Annotated in this window: 10 protein-coding genes, 1 tRNA gene and 2 pseudogenes; 10 read left to right on the top strand and 3 right to left on the bottom strand. The window is 61.4% G+C overall.

From position 1 onward, the window contains the following. Positions 1-161: 161 nt before the first annotated feature. The 6 genes from J2R80_RS19060 (at position 162) to J2R80_RS19085 (ending at position 5730) form a co-directional block, all read left to right on the top strand. Entirely contained in the window at positions 162-515 is a 354-nt protein-coding gene (locus J2R80_RS19060) for a DUF2200 domain-containing protein (RefSeq protein WP_057020632.1), read from the top strand. Between the two features lie 1041 nt (positions 516-1556). Then, positions 1557-2561, top strand: coding sequence for a TRAP transporter substrate-binding protein (locus tag J2R80_RS19065; RefSeq protein WP_028342401.1), 1005 nt, complete (start codon positions 1557-1559; stop codon positions 2559-2561). A gap of 320 nt (positions 2562-2881) precedes the next feature. Next, complete coding sequence (locus tag J2R80_RS19070) at positions 2882-3454, top strand: TRAP transporter small permease (protein ID WP_057020631.1); 573 nt, start codon at positions 2882-2884, stop codon at positions 3452-3454. Then, positions 3454-4737, top strand: coding sequence for a TRAP transporter large permease (locus J2R80_RS19075; protein WP_092090549.1), 1284 nt, complete (start codon positions 3454-3456; stop codon positions 4735-4737). Before J2R80_RS19070 ends, J2R80_RS19075 begins: the two co-directional genes overlap by 1 nt. 162 nt (positions 4738-4899) lie before the next feature. Continuing rightward, a complete protein-coding gene (locus tag J2R80_RS19080) occupies positions 4900-5490 on the top strand; it encodes a Spy/CpxP family protein refolding chaperone (RefSeq protein ID WP_028332421.1) in 591 nt (196 codons plus the stop codon). A 164-nt stretch (positions 5491-5654) separates the two neighbouring features. Next, positions 5655-5730: transfer RNA gene (locus J2R80_RS19085), tRNA-Lys, on the top strand. A 331-nt stretch (positions 5731-6061) separates the two neighbouring features. Here the strand turns inward: J2R80_RS19085 and J2R80_RS19090 are convergent. The 3 genes from J2R80_RS19090 to J2R80_RS19100 all read right to left on the bottom strand — a co-directional run bounded on the left by J2R80_RS19090 (position 6062) and on the right by J2R80_RS19100 (position 8537). Continuing rightward, positions 6062-7588: a hypothetical protein gene (locus J2R80_RS19090; protein WP_253639127.1), complete on the bottom strand. Its 1527-nt coding sequence runs from the start codon at positions 7586-7588 to the stop codon at positions 6062-6064. A gap of 58 nt (positions 7589-7646) precedes the next feature. After that, positions 7647-7931 (bottom strand): hypothetical protein, encoded by a 285-nt coding sequence (locus tag J2R80_RS19095; protein WP_253639128.1) that lies wholly within the window; start codon positions 7929-7931, stop codon positions 7647-7649. 330 nt (positions 7932-8261) lie between these two features. Next, entirely contained in the window at positions 8262-8537 is a 276-nt protein-coding gene (locus J2R80_RS19100; RefSeq protein ID WP_253639129.1) for a hypothetical protein, read from the bottom strand. Between the two features lie 575 nt (positions 8538-9112). Between J2R80_RS19100 and J2R80_RS19105 the strand changes: the two are divergent. The 4 genes and pseudogenes from J2R80_RS19105 to J2R80_RS19120 form a co-directional block, all read left to right on the top strand. Further along, positions 9113-9931 (top strand): annotated as a pseudogene (locus tag J2R80_RS19105) (DUF932 domain-containing protein); the annotation flags it as partial. 610 nt (positions 9932-10541) lie between these two features. Next, positions 10542-12398, top strand: coding sequence for a reverse transcriptase domain-containing protein (locus tag J2R80_RS19110; protein ID WP_253638496.1), 1857 nt, complete (start codon positions 10542-10544; stop codon positions 12396-12398). A gap of 74 nt (positions 12399-12472) precedes the next feature. Continuing rightward, a pseudogene (locus tag J2R80_RS19115) lies at positions 12473-12850 on the top strand (DUF932 domain-containing protein); the annotation flags it as partial. A 170-nt stretch (positions 12851-13020) separates the two neighbouring features. Beyond that, positions 13021-15162, top strand: coding sequence for a ParB/RepB/Spo0J family partition protein (locus tag J2R80_RS19120; RefSeq protein WP_253639130.1), 2142 nt, complete (start codon positions 13021-13023; stop codon positions 15160-15162). The last annotated feature ends 22 nt before the right edge of the window (positions 15163-15184 follow it).

Here is a 15184-nt window from a genome sequence, read left to right on the forward strand (position 1 = left end):
CATGCGGGCCGCCGCACGCGAGCGCTGGGGACGAAACGGGAGGCAGCAGGCCATCGCCATGCCCCTAGCCACGTGCGACACTTCGGATTGGCGAAGCCGGTTCAACTCAGGACTAATATCTCCTCGTCGAGACCCCGGAATACGAACGTTCGGAGCAATTCATGGCCAAGCATCGGATCTATACAACGAGCTTCGCAAGCGTTTACCCGCTCTATGTCGCGAAAGCGGAGAAGAAGGGACGCACCAAAGCGGAGGTTGATCAGGTGATCTCCTGGTTGACCGGCTACGGTTCGAAGGAGCTGGAAGCTCAGTTGGAAAAACAAACCGACTTCGAAACGTTCTTCGCAAAGGCGCCTGAAATGAATCCTTCGCGGGCCTTGATCAAGGGCATGGTGTGCGGTGTCAGGGTTGAGGAAATCAAAGAGCCGACCATGCGGGAAATTCGTTACCTGGATAAACTGATCGATGAGCTGGCGCGTGGAAAGGCCATGGATAAAATCCTGCGGAGGGAATGACGCCTGATCGACCGGATTCCGTTCGCCGGCGAGGTAGGGCCGCTACCACTGAGTTGCCCGACGGCGCAAGCCTTCGCAGCAAAAATATTTCGCTTTATCCGAAGCGTGGCTCAGTGTATGGTCTGCCCGTCTCACCCGACACGAGGGGCGCTTCGCGGTCGTCACGAACGTGGGTCGAGATGCGGTGGACGCCGATTGCGCAGTTGACGAACGTGCATGAGGCGGACGGTGAAGTCGTGTGGTCCTGACGCCCTAGCGGCAGGTGTCTTTTCCGATTGCGCAGTGCGCGTTGCGAAGACGGTGACAACCAAGCCCAGTCTCGCCGGGGAGAGCACGAAGTAAGCCGTAGCCCATCGCGCAGGGAAAGCCGGGTTGTTTCCGGTTACACCTGTGGTCCTACCCCCGAGCTTTCTACCCATTGCTCGGGGCCCATGGGTGCGATCGGCACCCGGCTTTCCCTGCGCCCTCTGCTTGAGGTGAGGGCGGAACAAGATGCAAAGCTCGGACGCAATGCGCCGCGAGACTGCGGAAGCATGAGCCACACGTGGTCCAACACATTCAGTGTCGTCCTGGCGTCAGTGTCGTCTTGGCGAAAGCCAGGACCCATTACCCCAAATGAGACTTGTTGCGCGATGCTGGGGCCACGACCTCGTTCACAATCAAATGCGGTGGTTATGGGTCCTGGCTTTCGCCAGGACGACAACGAAGAGTCACATCTGCAAGATTTGCCGCGGCGTATGGATCTCTGTTTTCGCAGGGCGACAGCCGGCAAGAAACACGCGCAGCATTCGCGCCCGGCGAACCCGCCATTGCCAAACCTCGCATTGACCTCATTGCCGTGGCCGGGCACAGCGTGCGGGCGGTGTCATTGAACGGTCGCAAGAGCCGAAGGGGATACCGCCGCATCGAATTTTGCAGTGCAGCAATGGTGCAATTGGCCCCTGCTAAAGGGGCAATGGCAATCGTCTTTGCTTGTCTGTAATGGTGCGACCGGATGTCTCGGGGCCGGTATTCGCGCTCCGCAATTACGCGGGAGGAAACATGCGTAAACTCATATTGGCTGCGGCGTCGATCGCGGCTTTGACCTTTGTCGGGCCTGCGGCGGCGCAGTCGCCGATCGTTCTCAAATTCAGCCACGTGGTGGCCTCGGATACGCCGAAGGGCAAGGCGGCCGACAAGTTCAAGGAACTCGCCGAGAAGTACACCGGCGGCAAGGTGAAGGTCGAGGTCTACCCGAACTCGACGCTTTACAAGGACAAGGAAGAGCTCGAGGCGCTGCAGCTCGGCGCGGTGCAGATGCTGGCGCCGTCGAACTCGAAGTTCGGCCCGATCGGCATCAAGGAATTCGAAGTCTTCGATCTGCCCTACATCCTGCCCGACCTGAAGTCGCTGCGGAAGGTCACCGACGGGCCGCTCGGCGCCCAGCTGCTCAAGAAGCTGGATTCCAAGGGCATGACCGGTCTCGCCTATTGGGACAACGGCTTCAAGCAGATGAGCGCGAACAAGAAGCTGGTCGCGCCCGCCGACTACAAGGGGCTCAAGTTCCGCATCCAGTCGTCGAAGGTGCTGGAAGCCCAGTTCCGCGCGCTCGGCGCGATCCCGCAGGTGATGGCATTCTCCGACGTCTACCAGGCGCTGCAGACCGGCGTGGTCGACGGCCAGGAGAACACCTGGTCGAACATCTACACCCAGAAAATGCATGAGGTGCAGAAGTACGCCACCGTCACCAATCACGGCTACATCGGCTACGTCGTGGTCGTGAACAAGAAGTTCTGGGACGGCCTGCCGGCCGATATCCGCGAGCAGCTCTCCAAGGCAATGAAGGAAGCCACCGAGTTCGGCAACAGCCAGTCGGCCAAGGAAAACGACGACGCGCTCGCCGAGATCAAGAAGGCCGGCAAGACCGAGATCGTCGCGTTGACGCCGGAGCAGGACGAGGCGATGCGCAAGGCGATGATGCCGGTCTACAAGGACGTGGCATCGCGCGTCGGCCAGCCGTTGATCGACGAATTCCTCAAGGAAACCGGCCGCAGCCCGATGAACTAGCTGCGATGCTTCGCCGCTGAGGCGATGCCAGACGAGCTCCCTCTCCCGGTTCGTGCAGGGAGAGGGTTGGGGTGAGGGGCCTTCTCCGCGAACGCGGCTCCAGATGTGCTCGCGGAAGCTCCCCCTCACCGGAAATTCAAGCTGCGCTTGAATTTCGACCTCTCCCCGCACGCGGGGCGAGGTAGATCGGAGGCAGCTCCGATCGACGGCAACAGTCACGCGGGACTTGAACCGCAAACATAGTGAACGCCGCGGCCGCGTGAGGTCGCGGCCAGGGTGCCGTGGCCGGTTGCGGCATCAGGCCATGACAGGGGAGATCAATGCTGCTTAAAATTCTGGACCGGCTCGAGGAAATCATCATCGCGAGCCTGATGGGGGCCGCGACGCTGCTGACCTTCGTCACGGTCGTGCACCGTTTTCTGGTCGACGTTCCCGTGCTCTATCCGTACCTGTTCGGCATCAATCTCGCCTGGTCGCAGGAACTCTGCATCTACATGTTCATCTGGATGGCGAAGTTCGGCGCCGCCTATGGCGTGCGCGCCGGCGTCCATGTCGGCGTCGACGTCCTGATCAACCGCCTCAACGATTTCTGGCGCAAGCGCACCATCACCTTCGGCCTGCTCGGCGGCGCGCTATTCACAGGGATCGTCGGCACCATGGGTGCCAAATTCGTGTTCGAATTGATGCATACCGACCAGGTCTCGCCGGATCTCGAGATCCCGAGCTGGATCGTCTACGCCTGCATCCCGCTCGGCTCCTATCTGATGTGCTTCCGCTTCCTGCAGGTGTGCTGGAATTACTGGTGGACCGACGACCTGCCGCACCATGACGCCTCCCATGTCGATGGCGTCGAGACCAGCAAGACCGCGCCCGTCGCGCTTGGAGAAGCGTGATGAGCGCCGCACTTATTTTCGGACTGCTGTTTGCCCTGATGCTGACGGGCATGCCGATCTCGATTTCGCTCGGCCTTACCGTGCTCACCTTCCTGTTCACCATGACCGAGGTGCCGATCGAGAGCGTCGGCCTGAAGCTGTTTTCGGGTCTCGACAATTTCGGCATCATGGCGATCCCGTTCTTCATCCTGGCGGGCACCTTCCTGACCCGCGGCGGCGTCGCGCGGCGCATGATCGCGTTCACCACCTCGCTGGTCGGACATCTGCCCGGCGGCCTTGGGCTGGCCGGCGTCGCGGCCTGCGCGATGTTCGCGGCGATCTCGGGCTCGAGCGTCGCCACCGTGGTTGCTATCGGCTCGATCATGATGCCGGCGATGGTCGATCACGGCTATCCGAAGCGGTTCGGCGTCGGCGTGATCTCGACCTCGGGCGCGCTCGGCATCCTGGTGCCGCCCTCGATCATCCTGGTGCTCTACGGCGTCTCCACCAACACCTCGATCGGCGCGCTGTTCATGGCCGGCATCGTGCCGGGCGTCGTGCTCGCGCTGATGCTGGCGGCGGTGACTTTCTTCGTCGCACAGCGCAACGGCTATCCGAAGATGCCACGCGCGACCATCGGCCAGCAGTTCACGGCGTTCCGCGAAAGCATCTGGGGCCTGCTGCTGATCGTGATCGTGCTCGGCGGCATCTATGGCGGCATCTTCACGCCGACCGAAGCCGCAGCGGTCGCCGCGACCTACGCCTTCTTCATCACCGTATTCGTCTACAAGGAGCTGAAGCTCTCCGAGGTGCCGAAGGTGCTGCTGCAGGCGGCGAGCATGAGCTCGATGCTGCTCTACATCATCACCAACGCGGTGCTGTTCTCGTTCCTGATGACGCACGAGCAGATCCCGCAGGAGATGGCGGCCTGGATCATCGACAAGAACTTCTCGGTCTGGATGTTCCTGCTCGTCGTCAACATCATCCTGCTGCTCGCCGGCAACGTGATGGATCCGTCGTCGATCCTCCTGATCATGGCGCCGATCCTGTTTCCGCTGGCGACCAAGCTCGGCGTGCACCCGGTGCATCTCGGCATCCTGATGATCGTCAACACCGAGGTCGGGCTGTGCCACCCGCCGGTCGGGCTCAACCTCTACATTGCGAGCAGTATCGCCAAGATGGGCATCAGCGAGATCACCATCTCGGTGTTGCCATGGCTGTGCGCGATGCTGGTGTTCCTCGGCCTGATCACCTACGTGCCGGAGATCTCGCTGTGGCTGCCGCGCTTGCTCGGCATGATCTAGCGCAAACAACAGACATCCAAAGCGCGACCTCGCGCCTTGGATGTTTCTGCGGTGCAATGAAAGCGGATTACATCTTGGTAACAGAGCTCTCTCTGTCCAATCCGTAAGTTGAAGGCGCGGGCGGGCGGCATCATCTTCGAGCAACCTTCAAAGGAGGTTCGTATGAAGAAAGTTCTGCTCGCCGGCATCGCGGCGCTCACGATTGCCGGTTCGACCGCGGTCTATGCCCAGCATCGTCCCTGGTTCCACGGCCATATGCGGATGAGCCCCGAGGATCGGGCCGCCTTCCTCGACGCGCGGATCGCCGCCGTCCACGCCGGGCTGAAGCTCAACGCCGATCAGGAGAAGCTGTGGCCGCCGGTTGAGGCCGCGGTGCGCGACTTCGCGAAGATGCGGCTCGATCGTGCCAATGCGCGGATGGCCGCCGAGAAGACCGATGCGGACAAGTCGCAGAAGCCGGATGATCCGGTCGCCCGCCTGCGCGAGCGCGCCGGCAACATGGCGGCGACCGCGACGTCGCTGACGAAGATCGCCGATGCCGCCGACCCGCTCTACAAGACGCTCGACGACAACCAGAAGCGGCGGCTGAGCATGCTGACCCATATGGAAGGGCGCGGCTTCGGCGCCGAAGGCTGGCGCCGCCACCGCCTAGAGCGCGGCATGGACCGCTGGGAGCGCGGCGGCCGCGGCTTCGATCACGACCGTTTCGACCGCGACGATGGCCCTGATCAGGAGCGCTCCGGCCGGCTCTGAGCGCTGTCCGCCGGCACCCTCGCCAAGTCTATGAAAGGCCGCCGGATTCCGGCGGCCTTTCGGTTGTCAGAAAGTCGGGAAAACTTGCTTGAGCTTGCTGGACATCGGGGAATCGCTTTGCTAAACGACCGCTCTCTTGCGAGGGTCATTTCCGGACAAGTTCCGGGCGCATAGCTCAGTTGGTAGAGCAGCTGACTCTTAATCAGCGGGTCCCAGGTTCGAGCCCTGGTGCGCCCACCAAAGGAAAATCCTTATTTTCCAGGACCTTCGCGGGATGACGGCCGAGAACAAAACGAGTCTCGTGCGACGCTTTTTATGGTCGTACGTCGCACGCCATGCGACGAATCGAATGCTCTCTGAATGTTTTCGATGGAACCCGATCTGCAAGTGACTATCGAGGTAGACGGGCAATCGTCCGCACCTCGCCGCTAGGACGAATCGGAACGCCGCGCGAGCCGAGTATGCTGCCGTGTGGTCAGGCGTTGGCGGGGCTCGAAAGGGCCAACCAAGGAGGTAGCGTTCGTCATCATCACGACAGCGTCACCCTTGCAAGCCGTCGGGTTTTCGGCGATTAGCCCTTCATCCCTTCCTTGCGTACCTGCAATTCGAGCCGGTCGATACCGGCGTCGGCGCGATCTACATTGCGGGCGCGGTAATGCTTTACGATGGTTTGTGCACTTCGGTACGAGTGCCCGGTAATGTCGCAGATGGTCAGCAGATCGCAGCCGGCACGATCGAGCAGCATGACGCAAGTATCGCGCAGATCTTGATCGTGTTTCTGGTCCAGTTCGCCGGCGCCATTGACGAACATGAGGGATTGGCACGGTTTCAGCCGCCATGCTGCTTCATTGCCATTGCTGTCGCGCACCGTCTGCGCATCCAGCCATTGCGCCAACGCACGCGCGCGCTGATCGACCGCGCGGGCTCGCCGTGCCTTGTTCTCTTCGTCGAGCGGGAAAGTCGCAAATAGCCTGTCGACGGTCCTGATCAGCTCGGTGGTCAGTCGCTCCGCGCGGACGATCGCTTGTCGCGCGGTATCGCACGCCAGGAAGCCGAACACGGCGACGGCACGCGCGGTCGACACCCAATGCCGGTAAGTGCTCTCATCATAAGGTTCGCCGTTGTCCTCGCTGACGACCAGCTCGACCGGTACCGTCTCAAGCCGCAGCCGCAGCTTGAGTGCCTTTACCCGCGCGCGCGACGCATTTAGCCGTAGAGTGAGTTGTGGTGCTTCCTTGATGTCGACGAGTTCGCCAGTCTTGCTCTGTCTGAACGCGTGCCGTCCCTCGACGTTGCTTTCGTTGCGCATGATCAAGCGGTCCGTCTGGCGTTGTCCGGTGAACAGCGCGAGATAGAAACTGTCGCCGATCGACGAGCGTTCAATTGCATCCGCTGCAGCAACCCAGGCGGAAAATTCCGGCATCGCGACCAGCACGATACGGCCGTCTGGATGATCGAACTCCATTCCCTCTCGCGGGTTGGGCCCAAGGCGCCATAGGACGCTTTCCTGGCCCCATGTAAGTGCAGCTGATAGCGTCGCTATCATCGATAGCGCCATATGATGGCCGCGGACCGATTTCGCATAGTTGTAGAACGCTCGAAGCTCCGGTTTGCCGATTGAGGATGGTGTGGCGGTCGCAATCGCCTCCAGTTCGCGCGCGGGTTCGGCTACGCCTAGCAGCTTGGCGGCGCGGATCTCGGCACGCATCTTCGCAGCGGCTTCGCGCGTCTGCGGCCGGTATAGGATGGCGGAGATGCACTTGCGATATGAGGATTGCGACGCGGCCGAAAGCGCCTTGAACTCGGCCGATTTGCTCCAATCGTCTAGAAGATCCTCGATCGTGGTGCGCTTGCGGACCGTAATCTTTTTCGGCAGCTTACCAGCGCGGCGTGCCGCATCGATTTCCGATCGTCGTCTGTCAGAAAAATCGGACGCCTCCTGGAGATTGAACCACGCGCCGACCGGGCGGCCCTTTTCGTCGTGGGGAGGATGGCGCAGGTCGGTATCGACAAAGCCGAGCGCCCTAGCGTAAGCGCCATGTGATGAGCGCGGACGGCCGTCACGCCACTTCACGTATGGAAATTTCGGATCGGCCATTGAAAGCCTCGGTGCCGAAGTGAGAGGGCACCATTGGAATCTAGCACGACCTTGAATGTCAAGCGCCATGATCCCCATAGGCCATTCTCAGCCGCTCGCGATGTTCCTCATCGCTTGCTGCCGGCGGTGCGGCGAATGCGTCACCAGCGATCGTCTTCGGTCGCATGGGATGGTGTCGAGTCAGCCAGGCGTCAAAGCCAGTACGTTCCCATTTAAGCGGCCCACGTTGGCTGATCGGCGCTGGCAAGCCGTCGCGCTCGTGCCGGATTTGACGCGTGCGATAGAAGGTGTCCAGTGAGACGCCTATCGCAATTGCAACCTCGGTCGAAGAATAGGGCGCCATCATCCTATCTGGACCGTTCGGTACGTGCAAATGGATAAGTCCGCGACGACGTTGTGCATTCGCGCGCCGCCTCTATGCGATCCTGCAACCAGACCGTTATGCGCGGCAGCATATCCATCACTTTCGTTGATTTACTGCGTTTTCGTTTTGGTTCGATCTCGTTCGTGATGGCTTGTTCGCGCTGTTTCTGGTGCGACTGGTGCGGTTGAGTCTCGACCTTCAGTCACATAATTTGAAGATCGCAGGTTCAAGCCCTGTCCGCGGATTGCTCTGCATCGTGACAAGGATGACAAGTTGCGGCCGCAATGCAAGAGAGAGTGTCGAGCGATATCAACGTGTTGTATCGCTGTTGTGCGCGGCATCCGAGATGCCAAGCGTAGCCGATCGGGAAAGCGCAAAGTCGAGCGCACGAAGAACATTTTCGTGATCACTCCTTTGGAGCTGCAATTTATTTGACGCCGTAGAGGAAGAGTTAGCTACCATCGCAAGCGCTTTGGCCTGCTTCGAAATGAAGCTCATTTCTATGGAGTACAAGTCCGGCGTTGCGATCCCTACGCCGAGCCAAAGAGGTAAGAGGCCGATCTGGAGTTGGTGTTGCAGTTTCATCCTTTCATTTCTGCGCTGCTGTTGACGGGTGACGCCTACCGAACCGGCGTGAGTTGAGAGCCTTCAGCTCAAAGAACGCCTGCTCAGTTGCTTCGATTTCATTGGGCATCGCGCGGCGGTACATTTCATTAGATAGCGACCGCGCCTTCCGAGCGGATCAGCCGAACTGATTGGGCGACCCAAAGTAGACGCGGCTGTCACTAACAGTTGAAACAAGGCGCTCGACGTGAAAATATTTCTAAAGCTGCTCGCCGCCATCAACAATCCCCTCCCGTAACTCAGCACGGTTTCCCAACGGCTACTTCAGCGATCGCCTTCCGTATCACGACGCAACTCAAAGCGACGAGAATCTACCCTTGTCATCGCCCATGGCGAGCCGCTCAGTCTTGCGCATTTGCGGCTCTGCGGATTTGAGGGGAAAGCCTTCCCCTGCGCCCGAGCCTGAGGTCTCGGCCGACCCCTTCTGCGGGGAGAACCCCGCAACGCCCCCATCAGAGTGAGAGGGCGGATGGGCTTCGCCATGACGGGTTGAAGAACGGAGGAGAGGCCTCCGGCGCCTGTCGTGGAGATGACCCATGACCCAAGTGGAAGTTCTGATCAATGGCCGCGACCGCGCCGGCGGCTACAAGGTGGACGTGACCCGCGGCGAGCGCGTCGGCCGGGTATCGTCGGAATGGTTCTCGCGGCCAGCGGACGAGCGCTATCTGTCGCTTTCGGACCTCTATGCCGCGGTGCGTGGACGGACCGAACGAAGCCGCACCCGAACGGTCGAGAGCGCTGCGATCCGGGTTGAGGCCAGCCGCGACGATGCCGAGCGCCTGGCTATGGTACTGCCCGGTTCAGACACGCCGATTGCACCGACGCACTGGAGTTTCGGCCAACTCGCCGGCCTGGTCGGAGCGCCGGCGGCTTACCTTCGTCAGCTTCCAGCGTCGCTGGCCGGCATCAATCTGCAGTACGGCTTGACCTCCCATTCCGCCGAGCAGGTGAAGACGCTCGAGATCGAAGACGGTCGCGTTGAGCTTCGCGCGGTTACGGGTCCCGAATACGGGCGCATCTTTGACGACGAACTCGTCGCGGCCGTTCAGCGCATCGCCGGCAATGGCACGGGCGACACGCGTTGGAAGGTCCCGGGCGTACTTGACTGGTCGACCGGTGTCTATAATCCGCATGTCGACGTCAGTCAGGATACGACGACCCTCTACGCCTCCGACCGCGACGTTTTCCTGTTCCTGGTCGACGACCTCAACCCGATCGAGGCCGGCCGATTGGCCGACGGCTCGCCCGACCTTTATTTCCGCGGCTTCTACTGCTGGAATTCCGAGGTGGGTGCCAAGACGCTCGGCATGGCGAGCTTCTATCTCCGCGCCGTCTGCCAGAACCGGAATCTCTGGGTGCGCCGTGTCGGCGCGATCAATTGAGTGAAGGAGACTTCTCAGGAAACCAAGAACTGCCTGATGCCCACCCGACTTACCTTGGCCAGAAATGGCTGCGACCGGGAAACCGGCAGGGGACAATAGCATGCCGGGAAAAGGCGTCATCCGGGTCGAAACCATTGTAGGCCATCGGGACGTCAGGGCAAGACGTGCATGGTGAATGCTGGATTGCGTGAAGCCCAGATCAGGGACTTTTTTCGGGTCATGACGCAGCAATGGTTGACGCGTCATGCCGTGCGAAGGGTGGGGTACCCCATAAGACCCGCCTAAACTTGGTCACACGGCTCACCCCTCGTCGAGGGGCCAATGATCGAACGGGCCACCTAACCACGTCGTCTCTCACTGATCGCGTAAACACGGGATCGCCTAAGCGGGCATCTCTCCGATGTCCCGTAGGGCGACGGAGCCGCCATAGTAGCCAAACGCCCGGGGTAATGCCCGGGACAGCCATCCAAGGATGGACGAGCACGGGTGAAACCGACCGGGCAACCGGACGGGGAATCCCTACTGCGCGGGTGAAGGGCGGCGCGTTTGCTGGGTCTTTCAACTTCATGACGGAGGTTTGCTGATGCAACCGCACACCGTAGAGAAGAGACTGGACTCAATCATCGACCTGTCTCGTCAGGGAAAACGTATCAACGGCCTGTTCAGGCTGCTTTCGGCTCCAACCATATGGGAAAGGGCTTATGAGCAGATCGCTCCCAACAAAGGAGCACTGACACCGGGCGTCGACCCCCAAAACACCCTCGATGGCTTCTCGCTTGAAAGGATGCAGGAGGTAATGGCGTCCGTTCTGGACGGATCGTATCGTTTCTCTCCGGCGCGCAGGCAATACATCCCCAAGGCCAACGGGAAGAAACGCCCGTTGGGCATTCCCACTGCCGACGACAAGCTGGTGCAGGCGGCCGTGAAGATTCTGCTCGAACATGTCTACGAGCCGGTCTTCTCGGAACAATCGCACGGCTTCCGCCGGGGGCGGTCATGTCACACGGCCCTGACCGAAATCAGGCGCACATGGCATGGCATGAAATGGCTGGTTGAGGTCGATATCGTCGGATACTACGACAACATCGATCACGACATACTGCTTGGTCTGCTGCGCAAACGTATCGATGATGATCGATTGTTGCAGTTGATCGGGCGGATGCTCAAGGCCGGCTATCTCGAAGACTGGAAGTTCCACAGGACTTTCAGCGGAGCCCCACAAGGTGGCGTGATCTCGCCGATCCTCGCCAACGTCTACCTCCACGAACTCGATCTGTTCGTGGCGGAGATGAAAGCACGGTTCGACAGGGGGCAAGGAAGGCGACGCAGTGCCGCCTACCTTGAAACCTCAAAGCAGATCCAGATCCGGCGCAGAATGATCAATCGACGGCGTGCCAATGGCAACGAGGAAGAAATTCCCCGGCTGATCGAGGAAATCAGGGAATGGGAGCGGCGACGGCTCGAAAAACCGTCCGTCGATCAGTTCGATCCAAACTACCGCCGACTTCGCTACTGCCGGTATGCCGACGACTTCGTGATCGGCATTATCGGCAGCAAAGAGGACGCTCGCCGTGTCATGGCCGAGGTCAGAACGTATCTGGCCGAAACCCTGAAACTGGAAGTGTCTGCGGAGAAAAGCGGGATAAGGAAGGCTGACGAGGGAGCAATATTCCTCGGTTACGCATTGAAGACCTACGGCGATGGTCGGACAAAGCGGATGGTGAAGGGCGGTCGTGCCGTCACCATGCGAGTGCCGGATGATCGCATGCAGCTTCATGTGCCGATGGAAAAGCTCGCCCGCTTCGCAGAGAGAAATCGCCTCGGAAATCTCCATACCAACCGTGGCGAGGCTCGATGCGAAGTGATCAACAACTCTGACGTTGCTATCCTGACCGGGTACAATGCGATGTTGCGGGGACTGGCCGAGTATTACAAGCTCGGCACGCTCTGGAAACAGCAGGTCGGACGGCTTCACCATCTCTGGTGGTGGAGCTTTATGAAGACCCTGTCCCGTAAGCATAAGTCCTCGGTCAAGGTGACGGCAGGGAGGCTCCGAAATGGGGATTGCCTCGGCCTGTGGTATGACGGCCGCCACAAGCGGCGCTTCATGCCGATGTTCCGCCTGAAGGATGTTGAGCCAACACCGGCATCCTCACACGTTGATCGTGAAGCACAGACGCATATCCACTTTGCTGGCCGGACCGACATTGTCGACCGGCTTCGCGCACGGGTATGTCGGGCGTGCGGATCGGTGGACGTGCCGTTGGAGGTGCATCACGTTCGCAAGATGAGTGACATGACGGGGACCACGCTCTGGACCCGCGTCAAGGCGGCCCGGACGCGCAAGCGTGTGGTGCTCTGCCGCGACTGCCATGTCGCGCACCATGCCGGACGATTACAGGAAAGACTGGATCGTTGTGCAAACGTAGGAGCCGGATGATGGGAAACTATCACGTCCGGTTCCGTGGGAGGGGTAGAGGATCATCCCATCGGGAACCCTCGCCCCTACCCGACGGCGTCGAGGATTTCGAGGAGATCACGATCCGCCACTCCAAATACGCCGCCTCACGCTTTGCCCACGAGGCGGCGCCGGCACTCGCCAGCTTTGCCAATTCCTCACCGAGGCCCTTCATCAACGGCATCAGGACGGCGCGAGAAATGATCGTTGCCCGCACCGACGACGACCGCAGCGAGTTCCTGCGCAAGCGCGGCTTCTCGAAGGCGGAGACAGCGAAGATCATCGAAACGGTGCTATCCGAGGAAGGACGCAAGCCCGAGAGCGTGTTCGATTTCGTGCAAGGCATCACAGCGGTTGCGCGAGGCAAGACCCATCAGGACGCACGGCTCGATCTGGAGGGGCGCGCGAAGAGGCTACTCGATCAGGCAGCCTGATACCCGGAAAGCCGGAGATGCGGAACGGCGTGTCTGCGGCTTCGTGCCTTTCCGGTTTTCCTGATCGTCGGTTTGCGGCGCTGCCCTCAGAGGAAGAGGGCGGCGCTGCGCCTCGTGACGGGTTGGAGACCAGAGAGAGACTTTGGGTCGCCCGTCGTGGAGTATTACCTATGGCAACTGCCGTTCAGAAGATAACCCTGTCATCCTCGCGCGATATTCCCTTCAACAAGCTGGTGCTCAGCCAGTCAAACGTCCGCCGCGTGAAGGCCGGCATCTCCATCGAGGAACTGGCCGAGGACATCGCCCGGCGTACCTTGCTCCAAAGCCTCAATGTCCGGCCGGTCCTCGATGCCGAAGGCGCCGAGACCGGCATGTTCGAGATTCCGGCCGGCGGGCGCCGCTACCGGGCGCTGCAGCTGCTGGTGAAGCAGAAGCGCCTGGCCAAGACCGCGCCGGTGCCTTGCGTCGTGCGCGATCCTGGAACCACCGTTCTCGCCGAGGACGACTCACTGGCCGAGAATATCCAGCGCGCGCCGCTGCACCCGCTCGACCAATTCCGCGCCTTCCAGGCTCTGCGCGAGAAGGGCAAGAGCGAGGAGGACATCGCCGCGGCCTTCTTTACCTCGGTGAATGTGGTGAAGCAGCGCCTGCGCCTCGCCTCGGTCTCGCCCGCGCTGCTCGACGTCTATGCCGAGGACGGCATGTCTCTTGACCAGTTGATGGCGTTCACCGTCACCGCGGATCATGGACGCCAGGAGCAGGTCTGGCAGGCGATCTCCGGCTCCTGGCAGAAGGAGCCCTATCAGATCCGCCGCATGCTGACTGAGAAGACAGTGCGCGCCTCCGACCGGCGCGCCGTGTTTGTCGGCCTCGACGCCTACGAGGCGGCCGGTGGCATGGTGTTGCGCGATCTATTCCAGTCCGACGACGGCGGCTGGCTTGAGGACGTTGCTCTGCTCGACCGTCTTGTCGCTGAGAAGTTGAAGGCGGAGGCCGAGACAATCGCCGCCGAAGGTTGGAAGTGGATCGAGGTCGGGATCGACTTCCCCTACGGCCATACTCGTGGCTTGCGCGAGCTGGACGGCGTGCCTGCCGATCTTTCGGCCGAAGAGCAGGCGACCATCGAGGCGCTCAAGGCCGAATATGCCAGGCTCGAAGCCGAGCATGACGGCGCGGACGAGCTGCCCGACGAGGTTGACCAGCGACTTGGCGAAATAGAGACGGCTCTCGCCGCCTTCGATGATCGACCCATCACCTATCAGCCGGCCGACATCGCCCGCTCGGGTGTGTTCGTCGGCATCGACGCCGAAGGCGCACTCCTGGTTGATCGCGGCTACGTCCGTCCGGAGGACGAACTGCCCGTGGCCGAGCCAGGGAACAGCGATGCCGAACCCGCTGTCGCGGCTCTTGACGGCGCCGAACCATCAGCGCCGGTTATCCAGCGCGCCGTCATCACCATCGGCGGGCAAGTTGCGGAGCGTGAGGACGAGGATGATGATGGGGTGAAGCCGTTGCCGGACCGCATGCTGACCGAGCTCACGGCGGAGCGGACGTTGGCGCTGCGCGACAAGTTGGCGATCATGCCTTCGGTTGCCTTCCAGGCGGTGCTGCACAAGTTCTGCCTCGATGTCTTCTCCCGGTATTCCTCCTACGGGACCGCGATGGAGGTCTTGCTGCGCAGCGCCAGTTTCCCGGTTCAGGCGCAAGGGCTGAACGACACGCCAGCCGCCAAAGCGATCGACGCGCGCCACAAGACATGGGAGGAGCGCCTGCCGAAGGACAAGGCCGACCTTTGGGATTGGCTCACCGGCCTTACAGACGACGAGCAGGCGGCGCTCTTTGCGCACTGCGCCTCGTTCGGCGTGAACGCGCTCTACGAGAAGGGCGACCGCTATGGCGGTGGCGTTACGCCGCACATGATCGAGCAGCGGATCACTGAGGCCGATCGTATCGCGAGGGCCGTCGACCTCGATATGGTGGTGTCCGGTTGGCGCCCGACCGTCGAGAACTATCTCGGCCGCGTGCCGAAGCGCCGCATCCTTGAGGCGGTGCGCGAGGGTGCCGGCGAGCGCGCCGCCCAGCTCATCGACCATCTGAAGAAGGGCGAGATGGCCAAGGAGGCCGAACGACTCCTGGCCGAGACCGGCTGGCTGCCCGAGCCTCTGCGGATGGCCGGCGCCGACCAGACGGCGACAGCCGACGCCGCGGAGCCCGAGGGCGATAGCGAGGCGCTGCCGGAATTCCTCGCCGGCGATGACAAGGAAACTCCGGCGGATGACGCGGACGAGCCGCGCATGATCGCGGCCGAATAGCTCGAGCACGCGGGGCGGCTTC

The organism is Bradyrhizobium sp. USDA 4541 (assembly GCF_024171085.1).
Taxonomy (GTDB): Bacteria; Pseudomonadota; Alphaproteobacteria; order Rhizobiales; family Xanthobacteraceae; genus Bradyrhizobium; species Bradyrhizobium australafricanum.

Excerpts from the sequence above, each read along its gene's own strand:
- J2R80_RS19060 (WP_057020632.1), top strand. The coding sequence starts at position 162 with ATGGCCAAGCATCGGATCTATACAACGAGCTTCGCAAGCGTTTACCCG.
- J2R80_RS19110 (WP_253638496.1), top strand. The coding sequence starts at position 10,542 with ATGCAACCGCACACCGTAGAGAAGAGACTGGACTCAATCATCGACCTG.
- J2R80_RS19120 (WP_253639130.1), top strand. The coding sequence starts at position 13,021 with ATGGCAACTGCCGTTCAGAAGATAACCCTGTCATCCTCGCGCGATATT.
- J2R80_RS19100 (WP_253639129.1), bottom strand. The coding sequence starts at position 8,537 with ATGAAACTGCAACACCAACTCCAGATCGGCCTCTTACCTCTTTGGCTC.
- J2R80_RS19065 (WP_028342401.1), top strand. The coding sequence starts at position 1,557 with ATGCGTAAACTCATATTGGCTGCGGCGTCGATCGCGGCTTTGACCTTT.
- J2R80_RS19070 (WP_057020631.1), top strand. The coding sequence starts at position 2,882 with ATGCTGCTTAAAATTCTGGACCGGCTCGAGGAAATCATCATCGCGAGC.
- J2R80_RS19080 (WP_028332421.1), top strand. The coding sequence starts at position 4,900 with ATGAAGAAAGTTCTGCTCGCCGGCATCGCGGCGCTCACGATTGCCGGT.
- J2R80_RS19075 (WP_092090549.1), top strand. The coding sequence starts at position 3,454 with ATGAGCGCCGCACTTATTTTCGGACTGCTGTTTGCCCTGATGCTGACG.
- J2R80_RS19090 (WP_253639127.1), bottom strand. The coding sequence starts at position 7,588 with ATGGCCGATCCGAAATTTCCATACGTGAAGTGGCGTGACGGCCGTCCG.
- J2R80_RS19095 (WP_253639128.1), bottom strand. The coding sequence starts at position 7,931 with ATGGCGCCCTATTCTTCGACCGAGGTTGCAATTGCGATAGGCGTCTCA.